This is a genomic window from Sulfurimonas sp. HSL-3221, from assembly GCF_021044585.1.
GTDB classification, from domain to species: domain Bacteria; phylum Campylobacterota; class Campylobacteria; order Campylobacterales; family Sulfurimonadaceae; genus Thiomicrolovo; species Thiomicrolovo sulfuroxydans.
The window spans coordinates 748,623-773,326 of the sequence record NZ_CP087998.1; the positions used below are offsets into that span (position 1 = coordinate 748,623).

The window sequence follows — 24,704 nt, forward strand, 5'->3', positions numbered from 1 at the left end:
CAGGCATCATGCGTCTCGGTAAAGGGTTTGCCCCTTCAGCCGTTGTTGCGGTTAAAAAAGGCGAGGCCGAGGGCGACGACGATGAGGAGGCCGAAGGTGATCCCCCAGATGAGAAGGTTGATGTCCCCGTCGAGGGGGGTGTTGTTCGGGTTCATGATTGCTCGCTTTCATCCTGGGTCAGATAGATCCAGTAATCCTGGTAGCTGTAACCCCGGTTGAGGAAATAGAGTTGCAAAACGGCGACACGGTAGAGCGTCAGCGCCATTTTCGCAAAGGGAAGGGCGAGGCTGAGCCCCGAGAGCCATCCCTGCTGTTTTTTCCCGCGGGTCTCCTGCATGATCTCCCTGCCGATATTCTGTATGAGGTACCAGCCGAAAAGAAAAGAGAAAATGAAGTTCGCCATCACCCCCAGCAGGGCGACGGCAATGAGGTCCTGTGTAAAAAGACCGAAGAGCACGGTTTAGGCGTTTTCGATGGCGTCTTGGAGGATCTTGGCGGCAGCAGCCTTGTTCTGGTAGTCTTTGACCTTGACCCATTTGCCCGGCTCGAGCGCCTTGTAGGTTTCGAAGAAGTTCTTGATCTTCGCCAGCGTGTGTTTCGGCAGGTCGTCGATGTCTTGGACCTCTTCATAGGTCGGGTCGATCTTGGAGACCGGCACGGCCAGCAGTTTTTCGTCGATACCGCTCTCGTCTTCCATGATGAGAACACCGATCAGACGGCAGTTGACGACAGAACCGGCCTGCATCGGGTACTCGGTCAGGACGAGGACGTCAGCCGGGTCGCCGTCTTGTGAAAGGGTCTTGTTGACGAAGCCGTAGTTGGCCGGGTAGTACATGGCGGAGTGCATGACGCGGTCGACGACGACGGCACCGCTCTCTTTTTCGATTTCGTACTTGATGTTGGACCCGTAGGGGATCTCGATCACCGCTTTGACTTTGTCCGGGTTTTCACCGTAGCCGATTTTGCTCAAATCCATAATGCGTTCTCCAGAAATATTTGGCGTGATTGTAGCAAAGCGCACCTCTGAAAACCCTGTAAAGTTCCAAAACAGATGGCGGTGTATGGTAACAGTCCAGGCTTAGAGGATCGTGATTTCACGGGAATATCATACGATTTTTATCTTCTTTTCTATACTATAGGCCGAGTAATTTTGATGAAGGCCCAGGCCTTCGAAACTGTAACAAGGGTAGATCATGGAAGTGAACCTCGTAGCCGAGGGGCTCAAATTCATGGTGCTCGGTATGGGCATCGTCTTTTTGTTCCTCACGCTGATGATTTTTGCGATGAACGTGATGTCGAAGATCATTCATCGCTATTTCCCGGAACCGCAGGCGGCAGAGTCGGGAAAGTCCGCTCCGGCGGCGGATAAACTGAAGAAGGTGGCGGCAATTGCCGCGGCCATTCACCACCATAACACTAAGTAAGGATTGGCATGGCGAAAAAATTCATTGACGTGATGGATACGACGTTCCGCGACGGTTTTCAGTCCGTCTTCGGCGGACGGGTACTGCTGAACGACTTCCTGCCGGCGGTCGAAGCGGCAAAAGAAGCGGGGATCACCCACTTCGAATTCGGCGGGGGCGCACGCTTCCAGGTTCCTTATTTCTACCTCAACGAGAACGCGTTCGACAACATGGACAAGTTCCGCGAGATCGTCGGGCCCGACGCGAACCTGCAGACGCTGGCCCGCGGGGTCAATACGGTCATGCTCGACACGGGCAGCCGCGAACTGGTCGACCTGCATGCGAAGATGTTCAAAAAGCACGGGACGACAACGATCCGTAACTTCGATGCCCTCAACGACGTCAACAACCTTATTGACAGCGGCCGCAGCATTGTCAACCACGGCCTGAAGCACGAAGTCGTGGTGACGATGATGGACCTTCCCCCGGGATGTGAAGGTGCGCATACTGTCGACTTCTACGAAAAGATTCTCCGCGACATCCTCGATGCGGAGATCCCTTATGATTCCGTCTGTTTCAAAGATGCCACCGGTACCGCCAATCCGCAAAAAGTCTACGAGACGATCAAAATGGCACGCAAACTGCTGCCGGAAGGGACGCATATCCGCCTGCACACGCAGGAGACTGCCGGTATCAGCGTCGCCCAGAACCTGGCGGCCCTCGAAGCGGGCGCGGACGGTATCGACGCCGCGGCGCACCCTGTTTCCGGCGGTACGAGCCAGCCGGACCTGCTCGTGATGATGCACGCCATCAAAGGCAAAGACTACGATTTCGGTTTCGATTTCGAGAAGCTTCTCAAATACGAAGCAACTCTCAAAGAGTGCCTCGCAGACTACTTCATCCCGCCGGAAGCGACCATGGTCGAACCGCTGATCCAGTTCTCCCCGATGCCGGGCGGTGCCCTGACGGCGAATACGCAGATGCTGCGTGACAACAACATGATGGACAAGTTCCACGACGCGATCCTCGCGATGCGCGAAGTCGTCGAGAAGGGCGGGTACGGCACCTCCGTTACTCCGGTTTCGCAGTTCTATTTCCAGCAGGCGCTCAACAACACCCTGATGGGGCCGTGGAAGAAGATCGCACCGGGTTACGGCCGTATGGTCCTGGGCTACTTCGGCAAGACGCCGGTGGCACCGGATGCAGAGGTCGTCAAGATCGCCGCGGAACAGCTCGGGCTCGAACCGACTACGGAAAAAGCGATCGATCTCGCCGACAAGGATGAAAAGAAATCCGTCGCCTTCTGGACCAAGCGTCTTGAGGAAGAGGGGATCGAAACGAGCGAAGAGAACATCTTCATCGCAGCAGCCTGTGATGAAAAAGGGATCACCTTCCTTAAAGGTGAAGCGGAAGTCAATGTCCGCAAACTTTCCGAAATGCAAAACGAAAAAGAGGAGTGCACAGGTATGGGTTCAGGAAACTACACAGTTGTCGTCGACGGTCAGAAATTCAGCGTTCAGGTCGCCGAGGGCGATGCAAATATCCAGGTGACTGCGGTGCAGGGTGAAGCGGCATCCACTCCCGAAGCGGCCGCTCCGGCCGGTGAAGGCGAAGAGATCAAGGCACTGCTGCCGGGCAACGTCTGGAAAGTCGTTGCCAACCCGGGCCAGAGCGTCGCGGAAGGCGAAAAGATCATGATCCTCGAATCCATGAAAATGGAGATCGATGTCCTTGCACCGCGCGGCGGCGTCATCAAGTCCATCAACGTCAACGTCAACGATAAGGTCGTCGAAGGCCAGGTTGTCGCGGTAATCGGATAAGCGGATGAGAACGCTGTTTATCAAACTGCTGCTGGCATTGTCGCTGTTCGGCGCCGTGTCGGCGTCGGCATCCGATGCCACTGCTGCGCACGAGGCGCCGGCCGTAGAGCAGAAAGCCTACGAGTCGCACAGCATCGGTCACCTCCTGGCCAACTTTGCCAAGTCTACCGGTGTCTACGCCATCCTCTATCCGAACCCGGACGAGATGAGTGCCCTCGGAAAACCGATGAGCGATTTCCACAAAGGGTGGGGACGCGTCATCATGATCCTGGTCGCTTTCGTCCTTTTCTACCTGGCGATCGCCAAAGGCTTTGAGCCGCTGCTGCTGCTGCCGATCGGCTTCGGGGGCCTGCTCTCGAACATCCCCGTTGCCGACATCGCCGGGCCGCACGGCTTCCTGGGCGTTATCTACCAGGCGGGTCTTGCGAACGAACTCTTCCCGATCATCATCTTTATGGGTGTCGGTGCAATGACGGACTTCGGCCCGCTGCTCTCCAACCCAAAAACGGCGCTGCTCGGCGGTGCCGCGCAGTTCGGGATCTTCGGGACCCTCGTCGGGGCGGTTGCACTGTCGCAGTATACTGACCTCTTTGCCTTTACGCTCCAGCAGGCTTCTGCCATCTCCATCATCGGCGGTGCGGACGGCCCGACGTCGATCTATATCGCGACGAAACTGGCGCCGGAGCTGCTGGGGGCGATCGCGGTCGCATCGTACTCCTACATGGCGCTGGTACCGATTATCCAGCCGCCGATCATGAAGGCGCTCACCAACGCCAAAGAGCGCAAGATCAAGATGACGACGCTGCGCCATGTCAGCCGTATGGAAAAACTGATCTTCCCGATCCTGGTCCTTGTTCTGGCAATCCTGGTCCTTCCGGACTCCACGCCGCTGATCGGTGCGTTCGCTTTCGGTAACTTCCTCAAAGAGTCCGGTGTCGTCGAACGTCTCTCCGATACGCTGCAGAACGCCCTGATCAACATTGTTACGATCTTCCTCGGCCTCGGCGTCGGTTCCAAGCTCGCCGCTGACCAGTTCCTCGTCGCCGACACGCTGGCGATCCTGGCACTGGGCCTGATCGCCTTCTCCGTTGGTACGGCCGCCGGGGTCATCATGGCGAAGATCATGAACCTCTTCCCGGGGACGAAGATCAACCCGCTTATCGGTTCGGCAGGGGTTTCCGCCGTCCCGATGGCGGCGCGCGTCTCCAACAAAGTCGGTATGGAATACGACCGCAACAACATGCTGCTCATGCATGCGATGGGCCCCAACGTTGCGGGTGTCATCGGTTCCGCCGTCGCCGCGGGTGTTATGATCAGTATCTTCGCGTAAGCGCAGAACTTTCCTCTGCTTCCCGGGGCTACCCGGAAGCGACCCTTCCACAAAACCTTTGCCCCGTCACGCTCAGTGCCGCATCAGATAGGCGTCGCACCCGTCTTTGTAAAAGACTTTGATCGTTTTGACGATCTCGAAGCCGAAACGGCGGTAGAGGTCGATCGCGGGGTTGTTGTCGCAGCGGACTTCGAGCATACAGTGCATGAAACCGCGCGTGTCCAGTTCGGAAAGCATCCGCTCCATCAGCAGGGAAGCGATCCCCATCTTGCGGTATGCCGGGGCGATCCCGAGCGAATAGAGCTTCGGTTCGCGGCGCCGCAGCAGTGCGAGGACATAGCCGGCGGTTTCCCCGCTGTCGGTCTGCGCGATGAGCAGCAGGCTGTGGCGGATATGGTAGTAGAACGCACGATGGCTCAGGGGGTAGTTCTCCGCGGAGAAGAGCGTGCGTTCAAGCTGTTCGAGTGCCGCGGCGTCGGCGGCAGCGGCGGCTCTCAGCGTCATTTCTGGTAGATGGTGTACTTGGGCACCAGCTTGAAGGGACGGTAGGACATCTTCACTTTCTTGAGGTTTTCAAAGCCCATGTCGTCGCCGACGTTGATGTAGACGATGCCGTACCGCTCCTTGAGCAGTTTCGAAAATTCGCGGAAAATGAACTGGGCGCACCCCATCACTTCGAAATCGGTTTTTTCGATGATGACGCAGGCCGTATCGCCGCTGATGCGTTCGCCTGCCGTAAAGCCTTTGATCTCCCCGTCGATGTAGATGACGAGGCCGAGCAGCCCCAGCTCCGTGTAATGCTTGAGCATCCGTTTGACGGCGTGGCGCTCCTGGTGGATCCCCTCGAGGAAAACTTCCGCCTCCTCCTTTGGCATATATTTCACCCGGTCCGAAACCCACTTGTTGAACAGGGCCATGATGCCGTCGTAGTGCTTCTCGCTGTCGAGCTCCTCGACGTAGGCGTCGGTGTAGGAGTTGCGGAAGTGGTTGATCTCGGTGCGCTTGGTGTGGTAGCTGTTGCCCCGCAGCTCGATGAGCTTGTCGGCTTCGTAGACGTAATCGACGAGCTTCTTTTCGAGAATGTAGTGTTCGAGCATTTCGAACATGCTCTGCGCCTCGTCTTCGCTCTGGACGAACTCTTCAACGGTTGATGCCTGCACGTAGTCGATGCGGGCGTAGAAGGGCGAGGAGTTGTTTGCGTTCATGATCTCGAAACAGCGTACGATCGCCTTGTCGACGTTCTTTTTCTTCCCGATGGGCGGCAGCAGCATCGTCAACTCCCCTCCCGTGATGACAAAGAGACAGAAACATTTGTTGATGACGGCGTAGAAGCCGCTGCTGTTGCCCAGCCAGATATAGTTGGCGGCAAAGGTGTAGTCACTGATGTCGACGTCGATTTTGCACAGGTGCTTTTCCAGAACGGGTTTGGCTTTGAGGCCGAAGGGTTTGAGTGTCTGTTTGTTGATGACGAGGTTCGCCATGGGGGTGGTGTGTCCTTTGCGAGGGAGAGATTTTAATGGAATTCTACTCCGCTTTTCATCGTTTGCGTCAAGGAAATTTTTTGGGCTCCGAAGGGGCGGGAAAGAGGGCGTTTCGCAAACGATGACACAGTATAATGACGCTGCAAAAAGGATTGACGATGCTAAAAATGATGATTGGTTTTATGAAAGACTACTGGAAGTACCGCGACGCGGTGAAGAAGCAGCACCGCTGGATCGTGAAGTACGCCGCGCAGAAGGGGTATGCGATCAACCCGAGCATGATGATGAGCAAGAACCTCGAAGTGTGGCTGAGCGAGATGGAAGCGACCTTCGGCAAGCGCTACTGCCCCTGCTTCGAGCCATCCGGCGATGCAAAGCTCGACAAGGCGATGTGCTGCCCCTGCGAGTTCATCGACGACGAGATCGAAGAATACGGCACCTGCCACTGCGCGCTGTTTGGCCGCGGGGACCTCGACAAGGTGGGCTGGAAGGCGTCGTCGCAGCGCCTGATGGGAGAGTACCGCGTGCCGCTGAACATGAAAGATGGCGTCCTCGACACCCGCGGTATGCCCCTCGATCCGCGCCGCGGCCTGCCCATCCCCGACGCCATGCACCAGATGAAAGCGACGCTCAACGGGTACGGCGGCAAGACGCTCCGTATGATCGTGGCACGCGAACAGGAGGCACAGAACCTGGAGACCATCGCGGCGTTCCGCGGCTACGGCTTTTCGAAAACGGCGTCGGATGACGGCATCACCGTGACCCTGGACCTGGAGAACAAAAACGCGCAGGGCGCATCGGGCAGCTGCGGGCAGTAAGCCGCCTCCCCCCTTTTGCACGTCCGCGGGGATTGATAAATCTAAAGGGATTTTTCCTATACTGTAAATATTGATATATAATAGTGCAAAAGGGGGATAAGATGAAAAAACTTGCACTTATTCTGGGATTGACCGTATCACTGCTGGCGGCGGACAAATGTGCCGTTTATGCCGTTAAATACCAGGAGATTCCGCAGATCAAGGTCGTCACGATTAACGGTTCGTCCACCTGCGAAACGGGAACGGTGGTCATCAAAATCTATGACGGGAAAGGGCAGTTCCTCCAACAAATCTCCGCCCCGATCGAAAACAGCGCTTTTTCAACGCAGTTTGAAGGCACGACGGCCAACGGCCTGCGCTTCAAACACTCTGTACTGGATAAAGACGGAAACGTATTGGACCGCTACTGAGCGGTGCTGATGCGGGGTAACGGATCCCCCGGCAAAAGGGGGTTCCGATCGTGTTACTCTGCTATGAAGATTAATATAAAAAGCGGCCTTGAAACCCCTACTGCGTATCGGCAGGGGTCATGGGGTTTTGAAGAAAAACATTGATGCGGCTGACGATTTCCTGCGCGATGTAGTCGCCGATAGGCGTCTCTATCTCATCAATCAGGATCGGTGTGACATCATCGTCGTAGTTGATAAAAGCGATACCGCCGATCAATGGGATAATACCCACCTCGAACCATCCCACTTCTGTCCACGTCCTGTCCATCTCTGCATGTCTGATATCCAAGTCGACCGGTGTCTGAAAGGTGTCAACCGCTGAATTGTTGGCGTCCGTCAATGCGACGTCGATCGTAAATTTCGCTTTGTACTCATACCCGTTCCATGCAGGGGCCCATACGAGAAAACCGGGGAAATTAATCAGGAAGTTCCATCCGGAGCCGTCGTACTGCTGCTCAACATCAATGTTGGCGATGAAATCGACCGCAATGTCTTCGATCTGATTTTCGCTATAGGGGTAGAACACGACGGCAGAAGCGTTGTTCAAGCCGGACGAGATACCGCGAATAATCTGTTGGCCGTATTTGTTTTGCGTGGATGACACGATGCCGATTTTCGTTTTCGTGTCTAGCGCATTGTGCTGCCAGTTTTTATAGTCGTTTATATTGAGGACTTCCAACTTATGGGAGCAGCCCGTAAAAAGCAGTACCGCCAGCGCACCGATGATGATTTTGAACACAAAGACTCCTTACGCTATTTGTGATAGCATTTTATGTTTAAATATATTTTACTAGGTTTTACTTAATTATTCACACCACGCTTTCGTCTTTGTCCCGCCGTCGTACCGTACCGCCAGGCCGCTGTCGATCAGGCTCTGTCCGACGCTCTGCCCGTCTACATAAACATCGGCCACGATCCGGAAATACTTTCCGCGCTTCATGTTCCGAAGCTCGATCGTTTTTGCGCCGCGGAGCATGGCGACCGTATGCTGTTTCGCCCGGTGCGCCAGACGCTTTTCCGCCGGGCACTTGCCCCGCATTTCCGGGGTGTCGATGCCGTTGATCCGGATCCCGATGCGTTCGCCTAATAATGGGGGCCATGTGCTGACCGTCGCCCGGAAGGTGTCGCCGTCATAGACGCTGGTGACCTCGTCGATGATGACGGAACCGAAGTTTTTGTTGTTGATCGAAGCGGCGTTCAGGGTGAAGCATAAGAGGAGAATAGTCAGGTGTGTTTTCAAGGATATTCGTACTTTGTATTCCAAGCGGATTGGGTTTAATGGTGGTGCTGATGGGGAGACTCGAACTCCCGGCCTCTTGATTACGAATCAAGTGCTCTAGCCGACTGAGCTACATCAGCATTCGGGGGGCGGCATTATACGATGCTATCGCTTATTCTGCAAGGGTAAGGAGATGGTCTGCGGCAAAATGGGCTGCGCCGTCGAGGGCTGTTTCGGGGTTGAGCGACACCCGTACGGGTATCGCTTCCAGCAGGGGGGCAAAACGCCCCTTCGCGCGGAAGGCGTCCATAAAGCGCTGTTGTAAGTAGGGGAGGATCTTCGGGGCGATCCCGCCGCCGATATAGACGCCCCCCGTTGCCATCGTTTTGAGCGCAAGGTTGCCCGCTTCGGCCCCGTAGATCGCTGCAAAGAGCGCGAGGGTTTCGCTGCAGAGCGCATCGCCGTGCAGCAGGGCCCCTTCGCTGATTTTCGCACTGCGGTCCTCCCCGGCTGGCAGCTCCCGCATGAAGTCGGGTTCCGGCGCGACCCCTGTCTCTTTTAAAAAGTCGTAGAGGGTATGGACACCGGGACCGGAGAGAACGCGTTCGGTACTGACATGGTCAGGGTATCGCCCCCGGAGCCAGGTCAGCAGCTTTTGCTGCAGGTCGTCGGCGGGGGCAAAATCACAGTGCCCGCCTTCCGAGCCGACCGGCCGGTAGTGCTGCCCGTCGGAAAAAAGCATCGCTTCGCCCAGGCCCGTCCCCGCGGCAATGACGGCGCGGTTGCCCGCTGCGGTTCCGCTACCGTCGTTGAGGTCGGTGAAATCGGCGTCATCAAGGTAGAGCATCCCGTACGCGGTCGCCTCCAGGTCGTTGAGGAGCCTGACCCTGGGGGTATCGAGCTTCGCCTGCAGCGCCGGGGTGCCGATCTTCCAGGGGAGGTTTGTCGTTTTGCAGAGGCCGCCAATGACGGGGCCGGCGATGCCGAAACAGGCGGCATCGATCCGGGCGATCGCGGAGGCTTCCAAAAAAGCATCGATCACCGAGGCGAAATCGTCATGATCGCCGCTGGCATACTGCCGTTTCATTTCAATTACGAGGCCGTCTTCATGGCAGCGGTAGAGGGCGAGGTTCGTTTTGGTTCCGCCGATGTCTCCGGCGAGAATCAGGGGCGAGCGTGTCATTCGAATCCTTCGTGCAGAAGATGGCGGAGGGCTTCAACGAAAGCGCTTTCCGTTTCGCGGGGGGAGCGGTGGTAAAAAGCGTCCCACGCCTGTCCGCGCTGCTCATTGTAATGGGCGTCCCCGTGCTCCCTGGTCCAGGCGATGCGCACCGCGTGGCCGATAAGCACATCCAGAACGATATCGTTTTCGACCTTCAGTTCGGGGTTCTGCCGAAACAGCCAGGTGAGGCTCTCGATCGCCTCGAGGTTGAGCTGGCGGTACTCCGGGGCCTGAATGCCCTGCAGCAGGGTGTCTATGCGCAGTTCGAAGCTGCGTTCGCCGGCGGTGGTATCGAGGGTCTGCTCGCTTCCGACACGGTTGGCGATGTCGTATTTGTCCCCGATGACGATGCCGCTGCACTGCTGCAGCAGGTGCCAGACGTCTTTGTAGAAGCGTTCGGCATGGTGCCCGATCAGGCCGGCATCGTGACGCCACTGCATCCAGTTCTCCACCTGCGAAAGCTCCGTGATCCTTGCGACGGACTTGAGCTGGGAAAAGCCCGAGGCGCGGAGGTTTTCCATCTCGTTCATGCGGCGCCGCTCGGTGGCGAAGGTCTGCAGCACCTCCCGCAGGCGGTGCAGGATCTCGTGGGGGGAGAGGGTGAGCAGGGTTTCGTAGGCGTCGCCCATCGGCAGCTGCATTTCCCGGCTGATACGGCTGACGAGCAGCTGCACAAAGTACCAGGTACGCAGGGTGATAAGCTGTTCGAAGAGCTCCGGCTCGATGCGGATGAGGTGACCCAGATGGAGAATGATCTCCTGGGTCAGGACGGTCTCTGCGGCGCTGTTGCCGCAGTAGGCGTAGATGGTCTCCACGATGGCCGTACTCTCCGCGGGGTGGCAGAAGGTCGCCTTTTCAAAGTAGGCGCGCCCGACGGCAAGGCGTTTTTGGCGAATGACGATATCAAGCAGGACGTCTTCGAGGCGCTCATCGTAGCGGTAAAGCAGGTCCGCCAGTCGGCGCACGGCCGCCCAGTCGTGGCGGGCAGAGGCGGTTTCATACTGCTGCTGCGCGATCGTTTGGAGCGCCTGCTCCCCCCGAACGGTCGGCACCGCAAACGTTTCGCCGCGGCGGCGCCAGAGCTGCTGCAGCGCTTCGACGGCGCGGGGATCAGGGGTGAGCGGATGGAGGAGTGCCACAAGGGCATCGTCGTCGAGCTGCCCGATCTCCTGGCGTGCGGCATAGGAGAGGTGGTAGTGCTCCTGCGCCGCGGCATCGTCGGGGCGGGTCTCCCCGTCGGGGCGGAACTGCGGCGGTTCGGGCCGGAAGGCTTCGCGCTGCCCCATCTGTTCGCGGGATGCGGCGGTGAGGAGGGTATGAAGCGGACCGGATTGTACCGCCGTACCGCAGCAGCGGCCCGATTCGACGGCGCGCAGCAGCTCGAGGACGCTCTCCTGCGTTGCCGCTTCGAGCATGTCGTCGCGCACGAGCAGGAGCATGAGGGGCCGGCCGGTCTGATCCCAGTTCTCGGCCAGGAACTTCAGCGACGAGCGGATATGCTCGACAAGCAGACGGTTGTCGTAATGGAAGTAAAAGGCCTTGGGGTCGAAGTGGTAGGGCAGGAAGACGTAGGTCTCGTCGCCCACCTGGTAGAGGCGGGAGGTCGTGATGGTACGCGAGACCTGCTGCGGACGGCCCGTGAGGTGCAGTTTCCGGTTGGCGCCGACGCTGCTGAAGAGCCGCGAGAGCTCCGAGGCGTGCAGGACTTGGGCCGGTGCCGCCTCTTCGAGGGTTTCGCTGCGGATACCGAGGGCGTGCAGCCGATCCTTGATGGCATGGCTTTCGGCGACAACGGCGACGAGGGGGGTGGTCGTCCGTGTCGCGCCGACACGTTCGCGCCGCCGGAGCGGGTCGACGTCATCGGGGATGAGGAGGCCGTCGTCGAGCAGGGAAGCAAGCAGGTAGAGGCTCTGGGCCCAGACGAGGGGAACGTTCTCATTGGGACGGCGCTCCTGGGAACCGGGCGCGGTTTTTTCCGCCTCGATCGCCGCTTCGGGGACGATGTAGAGCTCGGGCAAAAGCCTTATCCCTTCCACCTCGACGAAGAGGGGCTCCAGTTTCGCTTTCCACTCCCCGGCGGCCTCCGCGTCTCCACGCAGCAGGGCATCGAGCATCAGGTAGGTAAAGAAGAGCGGCCATTCCGATTCGATGTGCTCAAACTGCCGCAGCTCCTCGGCCTCGTAATGGAGCCGGGAGGTATCTTCGAGGACGCTCTGGTGGCCGTCGAGCAGAAAGCGTTTGCACCCAAAGCGGCCGGCGAGCTTTTTGCGGATCTTCTGGGCCGTTTTGTTCACCAGCTCCGCATCCTCGACGGCGTAGGCGGGGTAGCCGATGACGGAGAGCAGCGCCGCGTCGGTCTCCTTGGAGGTCGATTCGCGCGGCAGGAGGCCGTGCAGGGTGAAGCGCGAGCGCGCCACGTCGCTGGCAACGACGTGGATGACGCCTTCAAGGCCCCGCGCCGTGCCGTAAAGGTTGAACCCGTCGAGGGCCTCCAGGGCGGCCTTTGCCATCCCGACCGAGCTGCAGTTGATCTCCGGGTCGCCGTGGTTGATCTTGTTGCCCCGCTCCCAGATGCCGTAATCGGGGGTGGCATAGGTACGGCTGATGTAGTGGACGAGGTTCTGGACGAAGTCGACCTCGTCGTCGCTGTAGATGATCTGCAGGCCCGAGGCCGTCATCTGGGCGAGCATCAGCAGGAACAGCGAGGTGGCATCGAGCTGCAGGTGCCCCCATTCGTTGTCGCCGACGACCGCAAGGCCGCTCTGGGTGCCGTACTTGGCGTGCAGGGCATCGAGGGGGTTCTGGGTGCGTTTGAAGCGCTCGACACGGTCGGACTGGCGCATCATCGCCGTCAGCACACCGCGCATCAGTTTGACGACGCTGAGCGAGAGCGAAAGGGTGCGGGCGTTGGCGGGGTCGTGCCGCTTGTAGGCCAGGGAGAGGCCCCAGACGCAGAGGATGCTGTAGACGTTGTCGCGGACCCAGGCGTCGGTGTAGTCGCCGTGCGCATTGACGGCGGTACTGGCGGGCAGAAGTCCCGTCACGGCGTCCTGACGCTCGAGAATGATCTTCGAGACGGCGTCAAAGCGTTCTGAAAGGCGTGCTTCGAATGTCATGATGGCTGTCGTCCCGCAAGAGAATATTGTAAGAACGATGATAGCATATTCGCGTTTCCCGGGAGGGGGAAAGGGTGGCGTTTTTTTGAGCAGACGCGTGCAGTCGGATCTGCCCGCCAGCAAGGCGCCGACGCAGGGAGGCTAGAGCTTTGCATAAGCCAAAAAGGGATAGAATTGTCCGAAAAAACGGGAGCCCCATGCAGAAGAAAACCGCCTGTCCCCTGGACTGTTACGATGCCTGCAGCGTCATCGTCGACTCGGGCAAACTCAAAGGGGATAAAGTCCATCCGTACACCCACGGCTATCTCTGTCCCCATCTGAACCACTTTAAGAAACAGGAGCGCATTGCCAAGCCGAGGCTGAGGGGCGAAGTCGTGTCGATGGAGACGGCGCTGGCGCATCTGGAGACGCTGGTACGCGACGCCCGCGAGGGCAACGGGCTCCTGCACTACCGCAGTTCCGGTAACTTCGGCCTGATGCAGGGGGTGACGGACCACTTTTTCGCCTCCGTGGGGGCGGCGCTGACAAAAGGATCGCTCTGCGACGGGGCGGGGGAGGCCGGTGTCGTCGAAGGGCGGGGTGCAAACCGTGTGCTGCCCCCCGAACAGATCGCCGAGGCCGACGTCGTCATGGTCTGGGGACGTAACGTCCCCGTGACCAACTCCCACCTGCTGCCCTTCCTCAAGGGCAAGGAGCTGATCGTCGTCGATCCCGTCCGTACGGCGTTCGCCGAGAGCGCGGATATCCATATCCAGTTGAAGCCCGGCGGGGATCTCTATTTCGCAATGCTGCTGGCCCGCTTTATCGTGATCGAGGGGATGTACGATGCCGAGTACCTGGCCGAACACGGCAAGGCGTTCGAGGAGTACTACGAGCTGACTCAGACGGTGCGGATCAAAGCCGCCTTGGATGGCATCGGGCTGGGGCTCGGCGATATCGGCCGTGTCCTGGAACGGCTGAAGGGCAAAAAGGTCGCCATCCTGGTGGGCACCGGCGTGCAGAAGTACCGCCACGGCGACGAAGTGCTGCGCGCCATCGATGCCATCGGTGCGCTGCTGGGGCTCTTCGGGAAACCGGGCTGCGGCGTCAGTTTCCTGGGCAGTTCGTCCAGCGGCATCCCTTCGCCTTTCGCGGCGGCCCGCCGGTTCGAGCCCAAAGCCGCGGCGGCCTTTTCCGATTACGATCTCGTCTTTATCCAGGGGGCCAACCCGGTGGCACAGATGCCGGATACGGGGCGGGTGACGGACAGCCTCTCCAAGGCGGGGCACGTCGTCTATTTCGGCCTTTATGAGAACGAGACTTCGGCGATGGCCGAACTGGTCATCCCGGCCAAGACCTTCCTGGAAAAACGCGACGTGCGCACCGCCTACGGCCATAACGCAATGCTGGAGATGCCCGAGTGCGAAACAGCGGAGACGGGCATCAGCGAGTACGCGCTCTGCGCAGCGCTCTGCACGGCATTCGACGTACCCCTCGAGAGCGAAGCACACTATCTGGAACATTTCCTCGCCTGCGGGGAAGCGACGGATGGTAAAACCCTCGTGAAGGGGCGTGAAGCGCTCCCGTACTCCGAGGGGTTCGAGACCGATGACGGGCAGTTTTTATTCCTCGAGGAGTATGATTTCGATTTCGATATGGAGGAGGATTATTTCCTCATCTCCCCGAAGAGTTCCCGAAGCCTCAACTCCCAGTTCGACCGGGAGTCGCGGGTGTTCATGCACCCGGAGTGCGGTTTCGAGGAGGGGGTGTCGGTGCGGCTTGTGTCGGAGCAGGGGAGCCTGGAGCTGCCGCTGGCCTATGACGACCGGCTGCTGGCCGACTGCGTCCTGGTCTATGCGGGGACGCCGGGGGTGAATAATCTCACCACATCCCTGCGCAGTTTCGCAGGAGAAAACGCCTGTTATCAGGCAAACAAAATCAAGGTGGAAGCATGTTAGATATGATCAAGTCCATGGACGAACAGTTTGTCCTGCCGACCTACGCGCGGCAGGATATCGCTTTCGTCAGTGGCGAAAATGCACGGTTAAAGGATACGGAGGGCAAGGAGTATATCGACTTTACCTCCGGTATCGGCGTCGTCAGCGTCGGCCACGGGAACCCGGTGGTCACCAAGGCGATCTGCGAGCAGGTGGGGCGCATTACCCACATTTCGAACCTCTACCGAATCGAACCGCAGGCGGAGTGTGCACGCCGCATCGTCGAGCGCAGCGGCTACGACATGAAGTGCTTCTTCGGCAACAGCGGGGCCGAGGCGAACGAGGGGGCGATCAAGATCGCACGCAAATACGGGGAGGTCGACGGGCAGGTGAAGCGTTACAAGATCATCACCCTCGAACACTCCTTCCACGGCCGCACCATCACCGCGCTCAAGGCGACGGGGCAGGAGGCGATGCACAACTATTTCGGTCCCTTCCCCGACGGCTTCGTCTACGCCAAGTCCATCGACGAGATCGAGGGGCTCATTGACGACCATACGGTCGCGGTCATGATCGAACTGGTCCAGGGTGAAGGTGGGGTGCAGCCGCTCGATCGCGAAAAGGTCAAGGCGCTCGCGGCGATGCTCAAGGCAAAAGATGTGCTGCTGATGGTCGACGAAGTCCAGACAGGGATCTACCGCACCGGCGAGTTCCTCGCCTCGAACCTCTACGGCATCGAACCCGACGTCATCACCCTGGCCAAAGGGGTGGGCGGCGGGGTCCCCATTGGGGTCGTTATGACGGCGAAGAAGGATATCTTCGCCCCCGGCGACCACGGTTCGACCTTCGGGGGGAACTACCTCTCCACCGCGGCGGCCAATGCCGTCCTGGACGTGCTCGAGGCGTACAAGGAGAGCGGGAAACTCGACGAGGCTTTTCTCTATTTCGAGACGGAGCTCAAAAAACTGTTCGAGGAGCACCGCGGCCTCTTTACCGATGCGGTCGGTTTCGGCATGATGCGCGGTCTGCGGGTGAAGGATGCCGACACCCTGGCCCGCATCATTGCGAATGCCCGCGAAGAGGGGGTACTGGTCCTCAAAGCGGGGCGGAACACGCTGCGGTTCCTGCCGCCGCTCACTATCAGCCGGGAGGAGATGGATGAGGGGTTTACACGCCTTCGCCGCGCTCTGGCTGCTCTCTAGCGGTCTGTGCGCCGCCGAGCAGAACGCGACGGTCCTGTTCGGTACGCAGCAGCGCTCCGGGGCCGACCGTCAGAGCGTTTCTCTCGACACCTACCTCTCAGAACTCAAGCGCAAAGCCTTCGGGTACGATTATGCCAAGACCGAAGAGGAGAGTGCGAAGCTGCGCGACAGCTGGATCCAGCCGGCACTGATCAACTACACCCTCACCCGCCAGAATCCCTATAATGAGCGGGGGGCGCCGGAGACCCAGCAGGAGAGTGCTTCGATCGCCATCGACCAGCCCATCTTCCGCAGCGGCGGGATCTATTACGGTATCAAGTATGCCCAGGCGTCGCGCGATGTCAGCATGCTCACCATCGCCCAGCAGGAGCGCACGCTGATCAAACAGGCGGTCGACCTGCTGATGCAGATCAAACAGTCCGAACTGGGCATCGCCAAGCAGAAACTGCAGGTGGACAATACCGAGATCAACCTGCTGCAGAAGCGCGAGCAGTATATGAGCGGGCAGCTGGATTCGGGTTTCCTGAACAACGCCATCATCGAGCGCAACCTTGCCAAGCAGGCGCTACTGGACCTGCAGACGGCGCAGGCGAAGCTGGTCAGCGCCTTCGAGAGCATCAGCGACCTCGATTATCGCGAAGCTAAGATCCCATTTCTTGCATCCGTGGACGAGGCGCGCTTTATGGACGGAACGATCGACCTTGCCCTGGCGCGGCAGCAGCGGGCGCAGGGGGGGTACAACAAAGCGGTCACCCTTGCATCGTACCTGCCGAGCATCAGCCTGCAGGGGAGTTACAACTGGCAGAAGCGCGAATCGATCATCTACATCAACGGTTCGTACGTTCAGTCCAACCCCTCCGAAACGTCTTACTACAGCTACGGCCTCAAGGCCTCCATGCCGATCGACGTCAACAGCATCAACGACTACGAGGCCTCACGGCTCGCCTATCTGAAGTCCAAGGTCACGATCGACGACACCAAACGTGCGCTGCGCGCCCTCTACGAGCAGGTTGTCGAGAACCTCAGGAACATCGACGCGAAGATCGCACTCTCTCGGGAGAACGAAGCGCTTTACGCGACGCTGCTGCACGACACGCAAGAGCAGTACGGGGTCGGGCTGAAGACACAGTACGACGTCGACCTTCTGGCCAATTCCCGGCAGATCGAGAAGCTCAGCCAGCGCAGCTACGAGATTGACCGCCAGCGTGAACTGCTTAACCTGTATGAGAAACTGAGCGATCCCGAATCATGAGATTCAGCGAATACATGACGGAGTGGCTCTATGCCGAAGACGGCTACTACGCGACCTACCGTCCCATCGGGAAACAGGGGGATTTCTACACGGCCGTCAGTGCGTCGAAGTTCTTCGGCGGCACCGTTGCCAAGCACCTGATCGACGTAATCGACGAAGGGTTCCTCACTCCCAACGCGACCGTCTGCGAGATCGGGGCACACCACGGCTACCTGCTCGCGGACATCGTGGAGTTCATCTACACCCTTCGCCCCGAACTGCTGAAGAGCCTCTCCTTTGCCATTGTCGAACGGTTTGAACATCTGCGGGAGCAGCAGCGGCGCTACTTCGCCGACTCGTTCGGCGACGCCGTTACGCTGCGGCACTATTCGGCACTGGATCAGCTGCGCGTTGAAGAGGCTTTCTTCGTTGCCAACGAAATCTTTGACGCCTTCCCCTGCGAACTCTATTACAAGGGCAAAACGGGCCGGGTCGAAAACCACGAGGTTATCTTCGATCTCGATGACGCCTGGGTCAAAGCGAAGGCGGAGCAGTTCCACAAGGACCGGGGCGAGATCGCCGTCGGGTACGAGGATTTCGCGCGGGAGATGGCGCAGGCGGCGCGGCGCAGCGAGTTCATCACCTTCGATTACGGGGAGATGCAGGCGCGGCCGGACGTCTCGCTGCGGGTCTACAAAGAGCACGAGGTGTTCCCCTTCTTTGATGATGCGCTCGACCGTGCGGCAGCCTTCAAAAAAAGCGATATTACCTACGATGTCACCTTCGCGCACGTCAAGGAGGCGTTCGAAGCCGCCGGCATGCCGATGGCCGAATACGCGACGCAGATGAAAGCTTTGGTGGAGATGGGCATCCTGGAACTGCTGGAGATCTTAAGAGCGAATGCAGACGAAAAAGTCTATAAACAGGAACTTGAAAAGGTCAAGACGCTGATCATGCCGCAGTTTCTTGGCGAGCGGTTCAAAATGATTCGATTCAGGACTGCCCAATAACCCCTGCACGGTGCTAAAAAGGAGAGAGTAATGGAAATCATCATCAACGGAGAGACGCGTACCGTCAAGGAAGATACGCGGCTGGGCGCGCTGCTCGACGAGATGGGCCTTCGGGAGAAGGTGATGGCCGCAGCCATCAATATGGAGATCGTCAAACAGGAGCTCTGGGATACGCACGAGTTGCACAACAACGACCGCCTCGAACTGCTGGACTTTGTCGGCGGGGGCTGAAGCGACCGGTTGACGAGGCGCTGAGGAGCTGCTGATGGAAAACGAAAAAGCTCTAAACGGATTCGCGCGGCTTGCGGGAGCAGCCTGGCTCGTCGTCATCCTCACCGGTATTACCGCGGAGTTTTTTCTGCGGATGCCGCTGATCGTACCGGGAGACGCTGCGGCCACGGCGACGAATATCCTGGGAGCAGAGGGGCTGTTCCGCCTGAGCATCGCTGCCGACATCGTCATGCTGCTGTTTGACGTGACGGCCGCCGTGGCTCTCTACCTTCTTTTCAGCCCGGTTAATCGGTTGCTGGCCCTGCTTGCGACCGCTTTTCGGCTATTGATGGGCGCCGTCCTGGCAGCCAACCTCACGGCACTGACTTCCCTTCTTTCCATTTTGCATGGGACGGACGCCGCGCCACCTTCCATTGTACAGCAACTGCTCGATACCCACGCTAGCGGCTATGCGATCGGACTTGTCTTTTTCGGTCTGCATTGTTTCATCCTCGGCGGACTGATCGTCAAATCCCGTTATCTTCCCCGTCTGCTGGGGGGACTGCTGATGGTCGCGTCCCTGGGCTATCTCATCGACAGTTTTGCCCAATTGCTGCTGCCGCAGGGGGCGCCGTTTTTGGCCGTGACGGCAGAGGCACTGATCGCGCTGGCACTGCTGGCAGAGCTGTCGCTCTCTTTATGGCTGCTGGCAAAAGGGGTGAGGGCCTAAAGCGGAGAGAGGAGGCGGCGGATGCAGGCATCCGCGCCTCTCATATTTACGGTTGTGCCGGTTCGACACACGCTTCGTCACAGAGGGGGCAGTTTGATGTCGCGGTCGCCCTGACCTCGGTGCCGTTAAGCGGCTCGGTACCGATCGCTACGACGGTGTTGCTGTGCGAGTTGTTGATCGCGCATTCGGAGACCGTCGCTGTCGGGTGGTAGGTGCTGCTGAAGCTTTCGCACTGGGTCCGGCCCTGCGGGTCGTCTGCCGGGTAGAGGGCATCGTAATCGAACATCTCACCGGACTTGTCGTCGGTGACGTGAATGTTGGTCAGGAGGGTGCCGTTTTGTTCGTTACAGACCCTGCCTTCGTAATCGACGCGGACGACGACTTGGCCCCCGAGCGTTTCGAGTTTCTGTTTACAGCTTTTCGTGATGGAGATCGCCGGGTTGAGCGTGACCTTCTGACAGGTTGACTGCGCCGTTTCCGGTGCCATGGCGTACTCGCCGATATAACCGGTCGCCGTAATCGTATTGGTCGGCGGGTTGAGGTAGGAGTTGACCGTATAGCTGTAGCTTCTTGATTCGCCCGTCGCCAGGTCCGTCATGTCGCTGAGGGTCGGATCGTCGCTGGGATCATCCGGGCTGCCCGCATCGTCTTTAAACTCGATACGGTCGATCGTACCGAAGCCTTCGTTGGTGACCGTATACTTGAAGGTATGGTTGATCGTGATGTAGTCGGAACGTTCGAGTTCGGAGGAGAGACACTCTTTGGAGATACTCAGTTTACAGGTATCGAGATTGCCGCTGACGAAATCCTTGAGCTGGGCGTTGACGCGGTGGGATGAACGCGTCTCCATCAAAAAGGAGCTGAAGCAGGGGACTGCATTTTCAAAGATCCAGCTGAGATTGATCCCCCCTTCGAAGAAGCTGTTTTCGGGATAGGTGTGTTCGGGCATGCCGTCGACGAGGGATTTTGGGGTGTAAGTGTCCCATGCCTCCGTCGGGGCGCCGTTGGAGGTGGCGAAGTAGTAGTTGTCACCCCCGCCCTGACCCTCGAAGATGAGCTTCAGGTTGTCTTTTTGCGTGGTGTCCCACTTGTAGAGTTTGACGTTAGCCTGCGTACCCCCCTGCACGAACTCCGCGAGCATCAGCACGTCGCCGTTCTTGTGGGTACCCGAGAAGGTACCGTCGGGTTTCGGGGCGACACGGTCCTGGAAAAACCAGACGCCCATCTGTGCCGAGCCGTCCGTAGAGTAACGGTCGCCCATCAGGTAGACGATCAGTTCGCCGTTGGCGTTGTAGGCCGCGGCGGCGGAGTGGAGGATCTCATCCTTGTCCGGGACCGAACCGTCCGTCCAGCGCCACTGGTTGACATTGCGCACGTCCTTCGAACCGCCGCCGGTGAAGATGCTCATTCCGAGCCCGTCGGCAATGATGCCGCTGTCGCTGAAGGCGCTGTCCAGTCCGTTGGCGATATCCTGCCAGTCGTCTCCGGGAACGGCCGCTTCGCTGATGATATTCCCGTCGAGTTCAAATTGACCCGTCGCATGGGGCTTCTCCCACGCGAATGCATTGGCGCCGGCGCCAAGCAGCAGCGTTGCAGCGAGGAGATTTCTCCAAATCCGCCCATTCAATGTGATCTGTTTCATTTTCGGAACCTTTTCACTTGAGGGGCAGGGACAGCGTAAGATCACGATGTGTTTCCCCTGTGCCTATTGGCTTCTAAAGCCAAACCGTTTCGTTTCTTCCATAACTAAATATTATTCCTTGAGAGCTTAAGAACTGATAAACACAAAATTGAACTTGCGAAAAGCGCTGCCGCAAAGGGCGTGAGAAGAGGCTCTTTTTTAGGCGGTGGGAGGGGCGTTTAGGAGGGATTTGAGTTCGCTCCCCTCGATGAATTCGACGGCGATAAGACGCTGGGCAACGGTCTCGATCAGCGCCCAGTGCGCATCGATGACCTCTTTGGCCCGGGCGGTACCCTCTGCGATCCAGACGGCAATGCGCGATTGCAGCTGGCTGTCATAGAGCGTGTTGCTGACATTCTGCTGCAGCATCTCGATACTGATGTTCTGCAGCTGGCTGTCCATGCCGTATTGGGCGACGGCGCTGTAGGCGTAGAGGGTCGCCTGCTGCAGATCGTTATAGGCTCCCGTTTCGATCCCTTCGCCCTCGCCGTACTGTTTGACGGTCGCCAGTCGTCCCGCCAGGGAGACGGCGATGTTGGCGCGCAGTTCATCCGCGCTCATGTTTGCCTGAAGCTGCTCCTGGGTATAGGAGACGAGCCCGAGGGTCTCGCTGCGGGGAATGACGGTAACCTGTTCGATTTCGACCTCGGGCAGGAGCACCATGGAGGTGACGGCGTGGGCGGCTTCGTGGTAGGCACTGCGCCGCAGGTCCTCTTCGAAGTTCTTGAGGCGTTTCTTCTCAAGACGGCTGCCGTATTTGATGGTGTTGATCTGGTCAATAATGATCTGTTCGTCCAGTGTGGCTTTGTTCTGCTTGATCGCTTCCAGCGCACAGGCTTTGGCGATGCGGCCGAGCTCGTAGCCGTTCATGCCGCTCATATAGCGGGTAATACGTTCGATGTCGATCTTTTCATGGGGTTTTTCGAGGAGCTGTTTGGCGAAAAAGAGCCGGGCTTCCCTGTCGAGTTCCGGCACCTCCACGAACTGGTCGATGCGGCCCGGATGCATCAGCGCGACGGGCACCTCCTCTTTGTGCTGCGCCGTCATGACGGTAAAGACGAAATTTTCCGGTGAGTCCGGACTCCCGTCGATCGCCGCGTCCAGCGCTTCGGTCGGAATCGGCGTGTAGGTGCCCTCGATGATCCCCTTGACGTCGACATTGTCGAGAATGACCAGGAGCGGGGCGGCCTGGCGGGCCCGCTGGAATGCCGCCTCGATCAGCTCCTCGTTGAAGAGGTCGCTGCCGCGCAGGTAGAGATAGGGGAGGCCGGCTTCCTTGGCAAAGGCTTTGACGAGCAGGGTCTTGCCGACCCCTTCGGGGCCGTAGAGCAGCAGGCCTTTGGGGAGGGTGATCCCGAAGGTTTTCAGTCCCCGGTCGTTATGCAGCAGCGCCACAAGGGATGCGAGCTGCTGTTTGACGCGGTTCTGACCGGCGATGGCGTCGAAGCCGGTGCGGCCCACCGGGTGGATGGTCAGGCGGTCGCCCTGCGCGCTCAGCGGGGTGATCTCCTGGGAGTGCTCTTCAATGTCGCGCAGGCGCAGTTCCGTCCCCTCTTTGCTGTCGTGGCGTTCCCAGTTCAGGCTGAAACGGCGGTCGTATTTGCCGAAGGCTTTCAGGTCCGATTCGTCGGCGAAGGCACTGCGCAGCCAGTTGCGCGCATCTTTGGAGACGTCGAGAACGATGCGGCCCGTTTCGGGCATGTCCGCAGCGGCGAGATCGAAGAGATAGGCCGGAAGACGGTGCGCGACCCGGGTCGTATTGAGGTAGGGGGAGAAGGAGAGCAGCAGTGCGAGGGCAAGTTCGGAAGGGTGCCGCACTTCGAGGGGAACGGGCCTGACCGCGTTCCAGCGCGCGGCTGCGGTGTGCAGGATCTGTTCGGTGATGGCCCGAAGGGTCTGCAGGTCGTGGGGGTAGAGGAGGATGAGATCCGTTTCGCTCATGACGTTGAGAAGTTCCGGGTCGAAAAGCGCACGGAGGATGCCGCTCTCATCGGGCATTCCCGTGGTTGCCAGCCCTTCGTAGAGATGGGCCTGCTCCAGCAGCGGCTGGTCGTAATAGCGGCCGAGGAACTGCTTACCGATCCATTCGGGGGATTTGATCTTGAAAAGAAGCACGAAGAGCGTACGGCCGTACCGTTCCGGGGCCCCCGGCGCGCCGTCGGTAATGATGGCGGCGACGGCGCGCTGAATCGCATGATCGGCCTCGTCGATGTCCTCGAAGACAATCGCCCCCTCCGGATGTTCGGTGACCCAGCGCGTCAGAATGCCCTTCGTCCCCAGCAGCCGTTCGGCATCGTCGGCGAAGGCGAACTCCCCCATGTGCAGGTGCAGACGCTCGCGCCCCAGACGGGCCAGGGTCTGCAGCATTATCAGCTTTTTCCCGGAAGCGGGAGGCCCGGCAATGACGAGGAGGTCGGCGACGCCCCCGAAATGGGGGCATTGTCCGAACCGCCCCAACCACTGCTCCAGCAGTGCTGCCGGTTTTTCCTGGCCGATCGTTGCGGGAAAGGTCTGGGGTGTCGTATTCATACGACTATTATAGGGAGTTTTTGCCTTCAAGTGCAACGACGGCGATGGCGAAGCCGCCGTCGTGGGTGATGGAGAGGGAAGCGTCGGTGATGCCGAAACGTTCGCGGACCGTCTCGGAGAGGGCAAGCTGGGGGGCGCCGCGGCCGGTTTTGGTGATGACGATATCATGGAAGCCGCATTCGCCGCCGATGCCGCACCCCAGCGCTTTGGCGCAGGCCTCCTTGGCGGCCCAGAAACCTGCGGCGGTATGGGGCTTCCCTACGAGGGCGATCTCATCGGGGGAGAGAAAGCGCTGCAGCGCCCGCTCGCCGTGACGCGCAATCATCCCTTCGATGCGCTCGATCTTGACGAGGTCGATACCGATCATAGCTGCTCGTAGTCGTCGATCTGGTGCTGTTTGCCGAGGTCGCTCAGCGGTACAAAGCTTTTTTTCTCGGGGTCGTAGTAGCGGATGTGGCCCGTTTCGATATCGTAGTACCAGCCGTGGATAAAGAGCTTCTCCTCTTTGACCAGTTTGTTGACATAGGGGTAGGTGAGGAGGTTCTCGATCTGGGAGAGGATGGAGAGCTGCTCGGTGAGGCGAAGCAGCGTTTCACGGTCCCCGTCCATTCCCAGGGTGGCGACCGCGTTCTCTTTCGCCTTCATCCCCAGGGAGAGCCATTTGCGCGTGTGGATAAGCCCGGGGTCGCTGATCTCTTCGTAGAGTGCCTGGCAGGCGCCGCAATGGGTGTGGCCGCAGATGATGATCTCGGAGACCTTGAGGACGCTGACGGCATATTCGATTGCCGTGGCGGTGGCATGGAAATCTTCGTCGGGCTTGTAGACGGGAACGAAATTGCCGACGTTGCGCATGACAAAGAGGTCACCGGGTTTGCTCTGGATCATCAGGTCGGGGATGACACGGGAGTCGGAGCAGCCGATAAAGAGGGCTTTCGGGCTCTGCCCCTCCTTGGCGAGGCGGAGCAGTTCCGCTTCATGCTCTTTGAAATAGACCTGTTGAAAGAGTTCGTTCCCTTCGGCGTATGTCTGCATGGGAGGTGATCAGAGTTGACAGCGCTCGATGTTGAGCATCTTCATCAGTTTCTCGAAGATGGCGCCTGCTTCGCGGTCGTAATCGTCGTGATACTCCACCACGATCAGTTTGCGCCCGCCGGCACTTTCGGTCAGGTAGACACTGCGGTCGAGCTTGTGCTCTTCGTGGATCTGGGCCAGGGCGGCATTGATCTCTTTATACTGCTCTTCCGTATCGTAAGCCAGTGTGATTTTGGTGTAGCGCTCTTCGCCTTTGTAGTCCGCATCAATGCATGGTGCTGCCATAGGAATCCTCTGCCGTTGAT

24 protein-coding genes and 1 tRNA gene are annotated in these 24,704 nt (G+C 59.0%); 11 read left to right on the top strand and 14 right to left on the bottom strand.

Annotation, left to right across the window (positions count from 1 at the left end; genetic code table 11):
* Positions 1–151: 151 nt before the first annotated feature.
* Together LOH54_RS03750 and ppa are read right to left on the bottom strand one after the other, a co-directional pair.
* Positions 152–457, bottom strand: a complete 306-nt coding sequence (locus LOH54_RS03750; protein WP_231020461.1) for a hypothetical protein — start codon at positions 455–457, stop codon at positions 152–154.
* A 3-nt stretch (positions 458–460) separates the two neighbouring features.
* Positions 461–976 (bottom strand): inorganic diphosphatase, encoded by a 516-nt coding sequence (gene ppa / locus LOH54_RS03755; RefSeq protein WP_231020462.1) that lies wholly within the window; start codon positions 974–976, stop codon positions 461–463.
* A gap of 217 nt (positions 977–1,193) precedes the next feature.
* On the opposite strand from ppa, the gene LOH54_RS03760 reads away from it, so the two are divergent.
* The 3 genes from LOH54_RS03760 to LOH54_RS03770 are packed head-to-tail and all read left to right on the top strand — an operon-like array spanning position 1,194 to position 4,553.
* Positions 1,194–1,424 (top strand): OadG family protein, encoded by a 231-nt coding sequence (locus LOH54_RS03760; protein WP_231020463.1) that lies wholly within the window; start codon positions 1,194–1,196, stop codon positions 1,422–1,424.
* Positions 1,425–1,432: 8 nt separating this feature from the next.
* Positions 1,433–3,223 carry a biotin/lipoyl-containing protein gene (locus LOH54_RS03765; RefSeq protein WP_231020464.1) on the top strand — a complete coding sequence of 597 codons (1,791 nt, stop codon included), beginning with the start codon at positions 1,433–1,435 and terminating at the stop codon, positions 3,221–3,223.
* Positions 3,224–3,227: 4 nt separating this feature from the next.
* Positions 3,228–4,553, top strand: a complete 1,326-nt coding sequence (locus LOH54_RS03770) for a sodium ion-translocating decarboxylase subunit beta (protein WP_231020465.1) — start codon at positions 3,228–3,230, stop codon at positions 4,551–4,553.
* A 72-nt stretch (positions 4,554–4,625) separates the two neighbouring features.
* Here LOH54_RS03770 and LOH54_RS03775 read toward each other — a convergent pair whose 3' ends face one another.
* A complete protein-coding gene (locus tag LOH54_RS03775; RefSeq protein WP_231020466.1) occupies positions 4,626–5,057 on the bottom strand; it encodes a GNAT family N-acetyltransferase in 432 nt (143 codons plus the stop codon).
* Positions 5,054–6,034: a DUF2156 domain-containing protein gene (locus LOH54_RS03780; RefSeq protein WP_231020467.1), complete on the bottom strand. Its 981-nt coding sequence runs from the start codon at positions 6,032–6,034 to the stop codon at positions 5,054–5,056. The genes LOH54_RS03775 and LOH54_RS03780 overlap by 4 nt, the downstream gene beginning before the upstream one ends.
* Before the next feature lie 158 nt (positions 6,035–6,192).
* On the opposite strand from LOH54_RS03780, the gene LOH54_RS03785 reads away from it, so the two are divergent.
* Both LOH54_RS03785 and LOH54_RS03790 read left to right on the top strand, forming a co-directional pair.
* On the top strand, positions 6,193–6,852 hold the full coding sequence (locus LOH54_RS03785) for a ferredoxin-thioredoxin reductase catalytic domain-containing protein (protein WP_231020468.1): 660 nt from the start codon (positions 6,193–6,195) through the stop codon (positions 6,850–6,852).
* A 101-nt stretch (positions 6,853–6,953) separates the two neighbouring features.
* Positions 6,954–7,262: a hypothetical protein gene (locus tag LOH54_RS03790; protein WP_231020469.1), complete on the top strand. Its 309-nt coding sequence runs from the start codon at positions 6,954–6,956 to the stop codon at positions 7,260–7,262.
* Positions 7,263–7,359: 97 nt separating this feature from the next.
* Here LOH54_RS03790 and LOH54_RS03795 read toward each other — a convergent pair whose 3' ends face one another.
* The 5 genes from LOH54_RS03795 to LOH54_RS03815 form a co-directional block, all read right to left on the bottom strand.
* On the bottom strand, positions 7,360–8,040 hold the full coding sequence (locus tag LOH54_RS03795; RefSeq protein ID WP_231020470.1) for a hypothetical protein: 681 nt from the start codon (positions 8,038–8,040) through the stop codon (positions 7,360–7,362).
* A gap of 66 nt (positions 8,041–8,106) precedes the next feature.
* Positions 8,107–8,541, bottom strand: a complete 435-nt coding sequence (locus tag LOH54_RS03800; protein WP_231020471.1) for a thermonuclease family protein — start codon at positions 8,539–8,541, stop codon at positions 8,107–8,109.
* A gap of 42 nt (positions 8,542–8,583) precedes the next feature.
* Positions 8,584–8,660 (bottom strand) — tRNA-Thr (locus tag LOH54_RS03805).
* 32 nt (positions 8,661–8,692) lie between these two features.
* Positions 8,693–9,703, bottom strand: a complete 1,011-nt coding sequence (gene glk / locus LOH54_RS03810; RefSeq protein WP_231020472.1) for a glucokinase — start codon at positions 9,701–9,703, stop codon at positions 8,693–8,695.
* Positions 9,700–12,858 carry a phosphorylase b kinase regulatory subunit alpha/beta gene (locus LOH54_RS03815; RefSeq protein WP_231020473.1) on the bottom strand — a complete coding sequence of 1,053 codons (3,159 nt, stop codon included), beginning with the start codon at positions 12,856–12,858 and terminating at the stop codon, positions 9,700–9,702. Before LOH54_RS03815 ends, glk begins: the two co-directional genes overlap by 4 nt.
* Before the next feature lie 197 nt (positions 12,859–13,055).
* On the opposite strand from LOH54_RS03815, the gene LOH54_RS03820 reads away from it, so the two are divergent.
* Genes LOH54_RS03820 through LOH54_RS03845 form a run of 6 tightly spaced genes read left to right on the top strand, consistent with a single transcriptional unit; the run spans position 13,056 to position 19,157 of the window.
* On the top strand, positions 13,056–14,795 hold the full coding sequence (locus tag LOH54_RS03820; RefSeq protein WP_231020474.1) for a molybdopterin-dependent oxidoreductase: 1,740 nt from the start codon (positions 13,056–13,058) through the stop codon (positions 14,793–14,795).
* Positions 14,789–15,976, top strand: a complete 1,188-nt coding sequence (locus LOH54_RS03825) for an aspartate aminotransferase family protein (protein ID WP_231020475.1) — start codon at positions 14,789–14,791, stop codon at positions 15,974–15,976. Before LOH54_RS03820 ends, LOH54_RS03825 begins: the two co-directional genes overlap by 7 nt.
* Positions 15,933–17,228 carry a TolC family protein gene (locus tag LOH54_RS03830; protein ID WP_231020476.1) on the top strand — a complete coding sequence of 432 codons (1,296 nt, stop codon included), beginning with the start codon at positions 15,933–15,935 and terminating at the stop codon, positions 17,226–17,228. Before LOH54_RS03825 ends, LOH54_RS03830 begins: the two co-directional genes overlap by 44 nt.
* The gene (locus tag LOH54_RS03835; protein WP_231020477.1) at positions 17,225–18,217 is read left to right on the top strand and encodes an SAM-dependent methyltransferase; all 993 of its coding nucleotides are present in this window, start codon (positions 17,225–17,227) and stop codon (positions 18,215–18,217) included. Before LOH54_RS03830 ends, LOH54_RS03835 begins: the two co-directional genes overlap by 4 nt.
* Positions 18,218–18,247: 30 nt before the next feature.
* Entirely contained in the window at positions 18,248–18,448 is a 201-nt protein-coding gene (thiS, locus tag LOH54_RS03840; protein WP_231020478.1) for a sulfur carrier protein ThiS, read from the top strand.
* A 34-nt stretch (positions 18,449–18,482) separates the two neighbouring features.
* On the top strand, positions 18,483–19,157 hold the full coding sequence (locus LOH54_RS03845) for a DUF4386 domain-containing protein (protein ID WP_231020479.1): 675 nt from the start codon (positions 18,483–18,485) through the stop codon (positions 19,155–19,157).
* A 46-nt stretch (positions 19,158–19,203) separates the two neighbouring features.
* On the opposite strand, the gene LOH54_RS03850 is transcribed toward LOH54_RS03845, so the two are convergent.
* The 5 genes from LOH54_RS03850 to LOH54_RS03870 form a co-directional block, all read right to left on the bottom strand.
* The gene (locus tag LOH54_RS03850) at positions 19,204–20,799 is read right to left on the bottom strand and encodes a hypothetical protein (RefSeq protein WP_231020480.1); all 1,596 of its coding nucleotides are present in this window, start codon (positions 20,797–20,799) and stop codon (positions 19,204–19,206) included.
* Between the two features lie 198 nt (positions 20,800–20,997).
* Entirely contained in the window at positions 20,998–23,367 is a 2,370-nt protein-coding gene (locus tag LOH54_RS03855; protein WP_231020481.1) for an AAA family ATPase, read from the bottom strand.
* 7 nt (positions 23,368–23,374) lie between these two features.
* Positions 23,375–23,734, bottom strand: a complete 360-nt coding sequence (gene acpS, locus LOH54_RS03860) for a holo-ACP synthase (RefSeq protein WP_231020482.1) — start codon at positions 23,732–23,734, stop codon at positions 23,375–23,377.
* Positions 23,731–24,399 (bottom strand): carbonic anhydrase, encoded by a 669-nt coding sequence (locus LOH54_RS03865; protein ID WP_231020483.1) that lies wholly within the window; start codon positions 24,397–24,399, stop codon positions 23,731–23,733. The genes acpS and LOH54_RS03865 overlap by 4 nt, the downstream gene beginning before the upstream one ends.
* 9 nt (positions 24,400–24,408) lie before the next feature.
* A complete protein-coding gene (locus tag LOH54_RS03870) occupies positions 24,409–24,684 on the bottom strand; it encodes a hypothetical protein (protein ID WP_231020484.1) in 276 nt (91 codons plus the stop codon).
* Positions 24,685–24,704: the final 20 nt, after the last annotated feature.